This window comes from Luteolibacter sp., from assembly GCF_058122085.1.
Genome location: NZ_JBIKBQ010000125.1, coordinates 1 through 11,383 on the forward strand (window position 1 = coordinate 1; position 11,383 = coordinate 11,383).

Annotated in this window: 8 protein-coding genes and 1 pseudogene; 5 read left to right on the forward strand and 4 right to left on the reverse strand. The window is 62.7% G+C overall.

Annotated elements, in window-relative coordinates:
- Nucleotides 1-198 precede the first annotated feature (198 nt).
- Complete coding sequence (locus AC4DF4_RS15995) at nucleotides 199-468, forward strand: type B 50S ribosomal protein L31 (protein WP_490049112.1); 270 nt, start codon at nucleotides 199-201, stop codon at nucleotides 466-468.
- A 355-nt stretch (nucleotides 469-823) separates the two neighbouring features.
- Here the strand turns inward: AC4DF4_RS15995 and glgP are convergent, their stop codons facing one another.
- Nucleotides 824-2,485, reverse strand: coding sequence for an alpha-glucan family phosphorylase (gene glgP, locus AC4DF4_RS16000; protein ID WP_490049113.1), 1,662 nt, complete (start codon nucleotides 2,483-2,485; stop codon nucleotides 824-826).
- 218 nt (nucleotides 2,486-2,703) lie between these two features.
- A complete protein-coding gene (locus tag AC4DF4_RS16005; RefSeq protein ID WP_490049114.1) occupies nucleotides 2,704-3,774 on the reverse strand; it encodes an acyltransferase family protein in 1,071 nt (356 codons plus the stop codon).
- Between the two features lie 476 nt (nucleotides 3,775-4,250).
- On the opposite strand from AC4DF4_RS16005, the gene AC4DF4_RS16010 reads away from it, so the two are divergent.
- Complete coding sequence (locus AC4DF4_RS16010; protein WP_490049115.1) at nucleotides 4,251-4,421, forward strand: hypothetical protein; 171 nt, start codon at nucleotides 4,251-4,253, stop codon at nucleotides 4,419-4,421.
- A 589-nt stretch (nucleotides 4,422-5,010) separates the two neighbouring features.
- Complete coding sequence (locus tag AC4DF4_RS16015) at nucleotides 5,011-5,562, forward strand: hypothetical protein (protein WP_490049116.1); 552 nt, start codon at nucleotides 5,011-5,013, stop codon at nucleotides 5,560-5,562.
- On the opposite strand, the gene AC4DF4_RS16020 is transcribed toward AC4DF4_RS16015, so the two are convergent.
- Both AC4DF4_RS16020 and AC4DF4_RS16025 read right to left on the reverse strand, forming a co-directional pair.
- Nucleotides 5,540-6,109, reverse strand: coding sequence for a hypothetical protein (locus AC4DF4_RS16020; protein WP_490049117.1), 570 nt, complete (start codon nucleotides 6,107-6,109; stop codon nucleotides 5,540-5,542). The two genes, AC4DF4_RS16015 and AC4DF4_RS16020, sit on opposite strands and share 23 nt — an antisense overlap.
- Entirely contained in the window at nucleotides 6,106-8,268 is a 2,163-nt protein-coding gene (locus AC4DF4_RS16025) for a tetratricopeptide repeat protein (protein WP_490049118.1), read from the reverse strand. Before AC4DF4_RS16025 ends, AC4DF4_RS16020 begins: the two co-directional genes overlap by 4 nt.
- A gap of 208 nt (nucleotides 8,269-8,476) precedes the next feature.
- On the opposite strand from AC4DF4_RS16025, the gene ppsA reads away from it, so the two are divergent.
- Both ppsA and AC4DF4_RS16035 read left to right on the forward strand, forming a co-directional pair.
- Nucleotides 8,477-10,879, forward strand: coding sequence for a phosphoenolpyruvate synthase (gene ppsA, locus AC4DF4_RS16030; protein WP_490049119.1), 2,403 nt, complete (start codon nucleotides 8,477-8,479; stop codon nucleotides 10,877-10,879).
- Between the two features lie 2 nt (nucleotides 10,880-10,881).
- Nucleotides 10,882-11,383 (forward strand): annotated as a pseudogene (locus tag AC4DF4_RS16035) (NADH-quinone oxidoreductase subunit D); the annotation flags it as partial.

Sequence of the window (11,383 nt, forward strand, 5' to 3'; positions counted from 1 at the left end):
CCCTTCGAAGGCAAGAAACGCAAGAGCCTGCCCAAACGCGAACTCCGAGCCACCCACGACTCCGACTATCTTGAACAACTCCTCTCCCTAATGTAGGGACCCTGGGGCAAGGCCCGGAGATGCCCGCTTGACAGGCCTTCGTTTTTCGCCATTCTCCGCGCCCCGCCGCGTCGGTAACGTGGTGGAAATTCCATTCCCATGAAAAAGGACCTGCATCCAAAATACAATCCGGTCGTCTTCGTTGACATGACCACCGGCAAGCGCTTCGTCAGCCGCTCGACCAAGACCTCCGAGAAAAAGGAAGTTATCGACGGCGTCGAACACAGTATCATCTCGATCGGCATCACGTCCGACTCGCATCCGTTCTTCACCGGACTGGCCCAGTTCGTGGACACCGAGGGACGCATCGACAAATTCCAAAAACGCTTCGGCGCCGTGCGTCGCGTCGGGAAGCCGAAACTCGACTGATCCAGTCCATTTCCCCGAATTTCACCCAAACGCCTGGCCGCCTCGTCGCAGCCGGGCGTTTTGTTTTCCAGCCTGCCACGGTGGCTTGAAGGAGGCCCGGCGGCGTCTGTCGGGGCATCAACATTGCCGGATTGTAAATTTTGACTTCGAAACCGCGTATTTTCTTCCGCATGAAACAGCTCCCGCTCCTCGTCATCCTTGCCGCGGCCATCATCCACCCTTCGCTGCGGGCCGCTGATCTCGAAACGGGTTTCCGCAGTCCTCCACAAAGCGCCGGCATTCGGTTCGCCGGAGTGGACGGCGCTTTTCGTCCATGCCTGCAAGGAGGCCAAACGCCTCGACCTCGAACTGAGCCTCAGCGATAGATTTTCTTGTAATATTCGTCCACCATGCGGTCGGCGTCGAAGAAGGGGACGACGTCGTTCATGGAGTTGAGGACGATGTTGTTCCACTCATCGGGGCGGTCGTAGTAGAGGGGGAGGATTTTCTCGTGCATCGCTTCATAGAAGCCGAGCAGGTCGTGGCGGTCGCGGTCCTCGTGGCTGAGAGACGGATCGGCGGGCGGGATGATGAAGGAGTTCTTGCCGTCTTGGGCGAATTCGCAGACCCAGCCGTCGTAGGTGGATAGGTTGACGGAGCCATTCATGGCGGCGGTCATGCCGGAGGTGCCGGAGGCTTCGCGGGTGACGACCGGGTTGTTGAGCCAGATGTCGGAGCCGTTTTTGAGGAAGCGCGAGAGCTCGAGCTCGTAGCCGACGAGGACGGTGGCGTTCGGATAGTCCTTGGTGACCCGGATGAGGTGGTTGAAGGTGTCGATGGCGGAGTAGTCGAACGGATAGGGCTTGCCGGCCCAGATCACCTGGACGGGGTATTTGTTGTTCTGGAGCAGCTCGCGGAAGAGGCGGATGTCGCGGGCGATGAGGTCCGGGCGCTTGTAGCCGGCGAAGCGGCGCGCCCAGACGATGGTGAGCACGTCGGGCTTGAAGAGCTTGCCCGTCTGATCGGCGACGACGCGGAAGAGCCTCTCCTTGAGCTCGCGCTTGCGGTGTTTGAGCTCGACGATGTCGCCGCGGAGGCGGGCGTGTTCGAGGCCGTGGTCAGCCCAGTATTTCTTGTTCTGGGCGTTGGTGACGTGGGTGATCTCGCAGATGTCCGGATAGTCCTTCCACATCTGGCGGGAGACCTCGCCGTGGAGTTTGGAGACGCCGTTGGCGATGCGGGCGATGCGGAGGGCGGCAAGCGAGTGGTTGAACTCGTCGCCCTCGATGCCGGTGATTTCGCGGACTTCTTCTTCCGGGACGCCGCCGAAGAACGAGAAGTCGCGGAGCAGGTGGAAGCCGTGCTTTTCATTTCCGGCCTCCTCGGGCGTGTGGGTGGTGAAGACGAGGCGCTTTTTCACCTCCTCGAGGCTGCGGTGTTTTTCGTAAAGGTGGAAGGCGGCGGAAAGGCCGTGGGCTTCGTTGAGGTGCCAGATGGACGGGTCCACGCCGAGCTCGTCGAGCAGGCGGGCGCCGCCGGCTCCGAGGATGATGTATTGGGCGATCCGGCGGAGGTGGTCGTGGTCGTAAAGCCGGTGGGTGATGGCGCGGGAGAGGCTGTCGTTTTCCTCGACGTCGGTGCTGAGGAAGAACATCGGCACGGTGTTGAAGATGTCGCCCGGCAGGAACATGGCTTTCACCCAGACGAGGTGGCCGTGGACGGGCACGGTGAAGCGGATGCCGGTGTCCTGGAGGAAGGCGTATTCCTTTTTGCGGAACTGGATGGCCAGCTCGCGGTCCTCGCCGCGGGCCTGGTTGTAGTAGCCGTAGGTCCAGAGGATGCCGATGCCGCAGAGGTTTTGCCGGAGGTCGGCCGCGGCGCGCATGTGCGAGCCGGCGAGGAAGCCGAGGCCGCCGGAGTAGATTTTGAAGCTCTGGTCGATGGCGAACTCGCAGGAGAAATAGACGGCGCTTTTGGCGTATTCCGGGGCGATTTCGTAGTGGTGGGCGAAAGGTTTCGGGAGAAAAGAGGATGCCATGATGCGTGAAGTGTGGTTGAAAAAGTGGTGATGTCGCGAACGAGAGCGACGGTTTGAATCAGTTGCCCGGATCGGACTCGTTCATGCGGAGCATTTCAGACGTCGGTGTTTGGTAAGTCATGGTAAATCCGGGGCGGGCGGGACCGTGGGTGATGTTCGCGGGGATGTCGAGTGTTGTGCGGAGGTTGATGCTTGTTTCAAGCCAACTTCGAGCCTTTTCAGCGCGGCGCAAGCTTGGCGCGCACTCCTTGCAGCGGTTGTTCGATCCAGCGCCACGAGGCGAGCGTCAGCCCCCAGGTGACGGCCGCGAAGACGGCGATCCTGAAAAGCGCGCCGAGTCCCGAATCGAAAGGCCCGCTCCAGAGAAACCAGAAGATTTTCCCGGTCACCAGCGGCGCGAGGTTGTGAAACAGATAGATCCCGTAGGAAAGCGCGCCGACCCGCTGGAGGACCGGGTTTTCCAACGATCTCTTCGCGAGTCCGGAGAATCCCACCGAGCACGCCGCGATGAACCCGCACAGCGCGACCGCCAGCAGCGTTTGCTGGAACGCGCGCAGCCCGAAGGTCGGCCAGCCCAGCGCGTGCGCTCCGAACATCGCGAGATACCCGGCGAACGCGACCACCGCCAGCCAGCGCAGCCCCGGACTTTCCAACGACATCCCGCGATGCACGGCGAGGGCGAGCAGCCCGCCGATCCCGAAGTAATCGAACGTCGCCCACGTCAGCACCTGCGGCCAGGCGCACCACGGCACGAAGCTGTCATGAAACATCCGGGACAGCGGGCCGACCGCTGCAAAAACCCAAACCGCGGCAAGCAGCCATTTCCGCGGCAGGAACCAGATCACGAACGGCCAGATCAGATAGAACTGCTGCTGGATGGCCAGCGACCAGAAATGATTGGTCCCCTCCGGCCAGTAGCCGAGGAAGGCTATGTGGATGTTGGAAAGATGAAACAGATACCACGGCATGCCCGCGCCGGTGACATCCGGAGCGCGGACGAGCCAGGCCAGTGCGAGCGCCACGTAGTAGGGCGCGAGAATCCGCAGGCCGCGCCGAATTTGATAGTTCCTCAGCGCCGCCGCCTTCCACGCCCCGCCGCGCGCCTCGCCGCGGTCCCGCTCGCGCAGCAGCGAGCCGGTGATCAGATAGCCCGTCAGCACCAGGAAAAAGAACAGGAACACCTCGAACGGGAACACCCGCGGCCAGCCGGCCGGGCACCAGTGATCCCAGCAGATCGCCAGCATCGCGATCGCCCTCAGCCCGTCCAGTTGCACAGCGCGCCCGCTCACAGGATGGTTGAAACCATGATCCGCCGCATCATGCACGCGCTTTTCCGGGAAATCGCGCCGCTTGCCTCATTCAACGCGGTGTCCAACCTTGGAGTCATGAGCGGGCGTGGATTTTGGCAAGACGCGCGAGGGCGTGACTTTACCCAGCTCCTTGTCGATGAAATCAGAGACATTGGCTTCTTCGGGCTTCCGCTTGTGCCCCCGTTACACGATTTCAGACACCCCGTTACGCGATGTCCGGGCACTTGTGCTCCAGGTAACGCGCCCCGTGGCGGCGGGACGGATAGGTGATTCGCCGCCGGATATTTCTTTCACTTCACGGATGGCTCGTTAGGATATCCGCACTTCATGCAAAACCATCTCCCAGTTTGCCACAGCCCCGGCCGGATTCCCGGCACCTGCGGAAACTGAGGGAACCGGGGTCAGGGTGCAAATCTTGACAAAAGATTGGTGATGACAACTTCCGTGGCCTGCAAGTGAACGATCCGGTGGAGCAATACTCGCTGAATTCGATTTCCGGCAAATTTTCCGGGCTGCACCTGCGGTGCATCGAGTATGTGGGATTCAAGATCATCGACCCGTCGGTGGATCTCGGGTTCGATCTATCCGCGGAGTATGCCGCCGCGTGTGAGGTGCATGGGAAGTGAACATCGAACGCCCGACATGGAACGTTGGAGCGCGGGGGAGAGGAGAGTAGCCTCCGGCGGGAGAGGGTGAGGTGCGGCGGTCATAGACGCGCCGCTACAGGGTCCATGCACGGAGCGGAGACGCTCCGGCAACGGACTGGGGCGAGACGCCAGCAGCTCCGTGAACTCCTGCTGGCACTCAACAACGCCGGCTTCTCCGAAACCAATCTGGTCGCTGGGGTCGGTTCCCGCAATGAAACCATTTGCCGCCGCTGGCGGCTGAGACAGCCGGAACACATTCTCCCCGCGTGCCCTTATTTCGCGAAGCCTTGGGCTTTCGGCCCTACCGCGATTTGAAGATCAAGGCGCTCGGCCGGTCGTCAGGCCGGACGGGATTGTTCAATCAAGGGGTTGCGTTGCCGGGGATTTCCGGCAATTCTCCGCCGCTTTGTGGAATTTCAAGTGAATGACGGCCTTTCTTTTCAGTTGTGACCATGCGACCTGCGCGGTGCCGGAGGCATATCGGGAGATTTTCCGCGGGTCTGAGGATGCTCTGACTTCGACCGAGGGCTGGGAGCCGGGATCGTTGAATTTGTCCCAGGGCTTCGCGATGAAATTCCGAACGCCGCTGGTTCACGGCGACGTGACGCGGCTGCTGATTGATTTCGGCAAAGACGGCGACGCGCGCTGGAGTCGGTTTTCCCTCAAGCTGCCCGAGGCGACCCGGGTGAAGGTGGCGGACCGCCACGAGCGGCCCTATCGGATGTCGCTGAACCAGCGGATCGCCGAGGATTTGCGGCGTCATCCGGCCTTGTTGCATGTGATGATCCACACGGATCCGGCGACGGACGGGATGGTGATGTTGGAAACGCCGGTCGGTGCGAAGCTGGCGGATCGTTTCGCGGCGGCGTGGCGCTCGCGGCTGGCGGCGGCGGATGTCGATGTGCGCCATGTGAGCGGGGTGGAGTCGAGCCCGCTGGCGGCGACGCTGGCCGGGACTTTTCCGGCGGAGCGCTATGCGCAGGTCCGGCTCTCGGTATCGCAGACGTTTTTCCTGGAAGGGCGGCCGTGGCGCTGGGAGACCTTGAAGAAACTTCTGTTGGACTCGCTCGTTCTGGTCGGGAACGAGGTGATCGTGGTCAGCGCCCCAGAATCCCCCTAGACTGGTCCATGCTGAGGGTGCGTTGCTCTCGCCAGTCGATGACTTCGGGTTGTTCGTAGCCGCGGCGGCGGTTTTCGATTTCCGAGTTGGAGCCCTTCTTGATCTGCTTGCCGCCGGCCTCGCGGGCGGTGCTGGTGGCATAGGCGTTGGTTTGATAGTTGTCCGGAATTTTGGCGTTGGCGCCGCTCTCGTTGGCTCCTTTTCCCTGAAGGGAGGAGGATTTCTCGAAACGGCTGCCGTCGGTGTTCCCCTCGTAGGTCTGGCGGCCGTAGTCCTTGTTTCCCCACCAGGATTTCTTGGTGTAGTCGCCGGTCTTGTAGGCCTGCTTCTTGAAATCCTTCTTGGCGTCGTGCGTTTCGCCCTGGCTTTCGTATGGGCTGCGGCGGTCGTTTTGGGGTTTCCAGTTGCCTTCGGAGTCCTGCTTGTAGCCGTTGTTTTCGTTCATCCGTGCGCTGAGCCCCTTGCGGGCGGGCGCACCGGATTTATCCGGGCCGGAATCCGAAGCGCAGGATGCTAGCAGGAGCAGTGGCAGGAGGAGGGATTTCACGGTTGGGCGAGGCGTTGTTCGAGCGCCGGGTCGGGGACGGCTCCGCGTTCGAGGGCTTGGTTGTAGTAATTTCTCGCTTCGTCGAGACGTTTGCCGCGCGAGCACAGGAGCGCGAGGTTATAATAGGGCTCGCTGGGGATCGGGTCGGCGGAAATGGCGGCCTTGTAGTGCGACTCGGCCTCGCTCTTGCGACCCAGCCGGTTGTGGATGATGCCGAGGAGCAACTGGCTTTTGGCGTCGGCCGGCGCGAGTTCCACGGCTTGTCTGAGGTTTTCCTCGGCGGCGGCAAGGTTGCCGAGCGACATGAACGAGAAGCCGAGCATCCGGTGCGCGTAGGGGTTGTTCGCATCGAGCTCGACGGCGCGGCGGAAGGTGTCGACGGCGGCGGCGGGATCCTTCAGGCGCAGATTGACCACGCCCAGTTTGCAAAGCGCCGGGATGTGGCCGGGGTGTTGCTCGACGATCATTTGGAAGAGCTCGCGGGTGGGCAGGTAGCGGCCGGCGGCGAAGGATTTCTCGGCGGTGCGCTCGAACACCGAGATGTCGCGGTTCAGCTCGGCGGTGTTGCGGCCGACGGTGGCGCGGTCCTGGGCAAAGGGCGAAATGAATTCGCCATCCACCTGTTTGTCGGCGATGAGACGTTGCTCGTCGGGGGAAAGCTCGATTTCCTGGCCGTCGAAAAGTTTGACGGCCTGGGCGATGCGTTCGTCTTTGGCTCCCATTTCCTTGACCGCCTCGATGAGGAGATCGCGCGCCTGGCGGCGGCGTTCCTGGACCCGGAGCTGGCGTTGGATGATGTCCCGCAGGACGGCGACTTCTTCGGGGTTGGCGGCGACCTGGCCTTTTGAAAGCACGGCTTCCTCGCCTTTCAGACGGCTTTCCAAAGCCGCGAGGCGGCTGTCCTGCTCGCGTTTTTCCTGATGGAGTTTGTTGATCTGGGATTTCGCGATGGCGAGGTCGCGGAGAGCGTCGATGATATCGTCCTTGGCGCTGTTGTTGTCGAGGTTGAGGCGCTCGACTTTCTCATTGGCCTCGCGGAGATTTTTGGCGAGGCCGATGTTCTGTTGGACGAGGTCCTGGATGCGTCCGTCTTCGTTGAGCTTGAGCAGGGCGCTCATTTGGTCGCGTTCCTGGAGGAGCGAATCGCGTTCCGTCCGGAGTTGGGCAAACGCGTCGCGGCTTTCCTGCAGCTCGCTGATCAGGCCGCTGATGCGCTCGTTGGCCTTGCCGAGTTCGGCGCTTTTTTGGGCGAGTTCCTTTTCGAGCGCCCGGAGCTGCGAGCGTTGGCCGGTGACGACGGAGTTGGCGACGTCTCGCTCGGCTTTGAGGTCGCGGTCGAGATCGGCGTGTTTCTGGCGCATCACCTTGAGATCCGCTTCGAGAACCGCGTTGCGGGCGAGGGCCTCGGTGTGGGCGCTGCGGCTTTGGCTCAGCGCCATTGCCATGGCTTCGCGTTCCTGCTCCAGTCCGGCGATGTGCTGGTTGAGCGACTTCATTTCATTTTCAACGGGCCGCGTCGCGAGCTGGGCGCGGAGTGATTTAACGTCGGTTTCCGCCGCGTTGAGCTGGGCTTGGACGGCATCGCGCTGGCGGGTGATGTCGCGGACGCGGGAGGCGTCGCGAGATGATTCCAAGATCGCGGCCTGATTTTTTTTCGCGATCTCGCGGAGTCGTTTCACCTCGGCCTCGGCCTCGGAAAGCTGGCGGGTGGCGAGCGGGTCCACTTCGAGGATGCCGGGGGTGAGCGGGATCACGCCGGGCGGGGGATCGATCACGGTGCCGGATTTTCTAACGCCGCCTTCGAGTTCGGCGACGACGTTTTGGTTTTTGCGGCGTTGCTCGTCGGCTTTCGGGCGGATTTTGGCGATGGCCTCGGCATTTTGCGAACTGCGGCCGTTCACCATTTCCGGCTTCCACGCCGGGTAATAGCGGCGGACGGTTTCGAGCAAGGTCCGGGCTTTTTCGAGTTTTTCGGCGGCTGCCACGAAGTCGCCGCTGGCTTCGAGTTGTTCCGCGGCGCGGATCGCGAGGTAGCCTTGGAAATAGACGTCGGACGGATCGAATTGCGCGGGCTGGATCGGTGCCGGGGCTTGGGCCAACGCCGACGCGGCCATCAGCAGCAAAACCGAACTGGCCAGTCGGGCTGCGGGGAGGCGCAAGTGGGTTGCAATCCGGGCGAACATTGAGGGCGCAACTTAGAGACGGCAAGGCGGCGGGGCAAGCGGGATTCCCCGCCGGCGCGCGCGGTTTTTCACGAGTGAGGCCGGAAGCGGTGCAAAAGTTTCTTGGAACCGCGGCACCGTGGGATATGGTAATAAACGCGTCATGCCCTGAATCCGGCTCAACTCACGATGAAAGGAACACACCATGAACTCGTCCTCCCCCGATGGTTTTATCAAATGGTTCGCCGAGATCACGATCGACGACGTTCCGCGGGTCGGCGGGAAAACCGCGTCGCTCGGCGAGATGTTCCGCGAGCTCGCAAGCCGCGGCGTGAAGGTGCCCGACGGCTTCGCGATCACGGCCGACGCGTTCCGCCATTTCATCCGCGAGGCCGGGATCGGCGAGCGTATCCGGGCGACGCTCGCCGACCTCGACACGCGCGACATGGCGAATCTGAGCGAGCGCGGGCAGGCGGTGCGGCAGGCGATTGTCGGAGCCACCTTGCCGGCGGATTTGCAGGATCAAATCACCGCCGCCTATCTCCAATTAGAGGGGGATGTCGCGGTGCGCTCGTCCGCCACCGCCGAGGATCTGCCGGCCGCGAGTTTTGCCGGGCAGCAGGAGACCTATCTGAATGTCAGTGGCACGGCCGCGCTGCTGGAGGCGTGCAAGCATTGCTTCGCCTCGCTCTTCACCGACCGTGCGATCAGCTACCGGGCGGACCGCGGGATCGACCATTTCCAGGTTGCGCTCAGCATCGGCGTGCAGCGCATGGTGCGCTCGGATCTCGCCTGCTCGGGGGTGATTTTCACCATCGACACCGAGACCGGTTTCCGCGATGCGGTGATGGTCAGCGCGGCCTACGGTCTGGGGGAAAACATCGTGAAAGGCACGGTCACGCCGGATGAATACACGGTCTTCAAGCCCACGCTGAAAACCGGCCACCGGCCCGTGCTGCAAAAGACCGTGGGCAGCAAGGAATTCAAACTCGTCCATGATTTGGAGGGTGGGAACGCGCTGAAGAACATTCCTGTTCCGTCAGAGGATCGCGCCAGGTTGGCGCTGACGGATGACGAGGTGCTCGAGCTCGCGCGCTGGGCCTGCATCGTCGAGGACCACTACTCCGCCAAGCGCGGCCAATACGTGCCGATGGATCTGGAATGGGCCAAGGACGGACTCACCGGCGAGCTGTTCATCCTGCAGGCGCGGCCTGAAACGGTGCAGTCGCGCAAGAATCCCGACGTGCTCGAATCCTATCAATTGCAGCGGCGCGGCACCGTGCTTGCCCGCGGGCGCAGCGTCGGCACCAAGATCGCCACGGGACGGGTGCGCGTCATCACCCGCCCGGAATTCATCGGCCAGTTCCAGGATGGCGAGGTGCTCGTCACCGACAAGACCGACCCCGACTGGCAGCCGATCATGAAGAAGGCCGCGAGCATCATCACCAACCGCGGCGGGCGCACCTGCCACGCCGCCATTGTCAGTCGTGAAATCGGCGTGCCCGCCATCGTCGGCACGGTCAACGGCACGGAGTCGCTCAAGGACGGGCAGACGGTCACCGTGAGTTGCGCGGAGGGCGACACCGGCTTCGTCTATGAGGGCGAACTGCCCTTCAACATCGAGTCCACGAATCTCAAGGAACTCGCCAAGCCACGCACCAACGTCATGATGAACCTCGCCAATCCCGAGCAGGCGTTCTCGCTCTCCTTCATCCCTAACGACGGCGTCGGCCTCGCGCGGATGGAGTTCATCATCAGCACCTACATCAAGATCCACCCGCTCGCTTTGGTGAACTTCGCGCAGCTCGTCGACCCCGTGGCCAAGGCGGAAATCGAGCGGCTCACCGCGGGTTACACTGACAAGCCGCGGTTCTTCGTGGACAAACTCGCGCAAGGCGTCTCGATGCTCGCCGCGGCGTTCTACCCGAAAGACGTCATCCTTCGCCTCAGCGATTTCAAGACCAACGAGTATGCCAACCTCATCGGCGGCCGCGCCTACGAGCCGGCCGAGGAGAACCCGATGATGGGCTTTCGCGGCGCGAGCCGTTACTACCACCCGGCCTATCAGGACGGCTTCGCGCTGGAATGCCGGGCGGTGAGAAAAGTCCGCGACGAGATGGGCCTCACCAACCTCAAGCTGATGATCCCGTTTTGCCGGACCATCGACGAAGGCCTCAAGGTGCAGGCGGAGATGGAAAAACACGGCCTCAAACGCGGGCGCGACGGACTTGAAATCTACGTCATGTGCGAGATCCCCAGCAACGTGATCCTCGCCGAGGAGTTCTGCGACATCTTCGACGGCTTCAGCATCGGCTCGAACGATCTCACCCAGCTCATTCTCGGCGTGGACCGCGACAGCGAGATCGTCGCGCCCATTTTCGATGAGCGGAACGCGGCGGTGAAGAAGATGATCGCCAGTGTCATCGCCACCTGTCGCGCCAAGGGCCGCAAGATCGGCATCTGCGGGCAGGCCCCGAGCGACTATCCGGAGTTCGCGCAATTTCTCGTCGAGCAGGGGATCGACAGCATTTCACTCAACCCCGACACGGTGCTCAAGACAACGCTCGCGATCCTGGAGACGGAGCGGAAACTCGGAGGGAAATTCTAGCCATGCAAGCGCGCAATCGCTACGAGCCGGGACCGGAGGTGGAGTCGTTCTATCATTTGCGCGGCTGCGATCTCGCGAGGCGGGCGTGCCAGGGCACGGCTTGTTTCGTGGCTCGCAATTCTAGCGGCGAGGCGCAGCCGTGCGAAGACCCGCGGGTTTACTGCCTCGGGCGCTGCTTCGAATCCCCGGCGACCGGGCTATCCGAGTTGCGTCCCCACATCGAAGTCCACTCGCGCGAAGCCGTCGTGCTCAAGCGGATGGTGGAAGGCGGGGCGCGCTCCCTCGACGACTATTGGCGCGGCGGTGGCTATCACGCTTTGGAAGCCGCTCGCGCCGCTCCGCCCGAGGCGGTGCTCGATGCGGTCGAGAAGTCCGGCCTGCGCGGTCGCGGCGGCGCGGGATTCCCGACCGGCCGCAAGTGGCGAGCGGCGGTGGCACAGAAGCCCGCGCCGAAGTATGTCGTCGCCAATGCGGACGAAGGCGATGCGGGCGCATTCAGCGATC

What these genes read in the sequence shown, in the direction of transcription:
- AC4DF4_RS16015 (WP_490049116.1), top strand. Translation starts at nt 5,011, where the DNA reads ATGAAATTCCGAACGCCGCTGGTTCACGGCGACGTGACGCGGCTGCTG.
- glgP (WP_490049113.1), bottom strand. Translation starts at nt 2,485, where the DNA reads ATGGCATCCTCTTTTCTCCCGAAACCTTTCGCCCACCACTACGAAATC.
- AC4DF4_RS15995 (WP_490049112.1), top strand. Translation starts at nt 199, where the DNA reads ATGAAAAAGGACCTGCATCCAAAATACAATCCGGTCGTCTTCGTTGAC.
- ppsA (WP_490049119.1), top strand. Translation starts at nt 8,477, where the DNA reads ATGAACTCGTCCTCCCCCGATGGTTTTATCAAATGGTTCGCCGAGATC.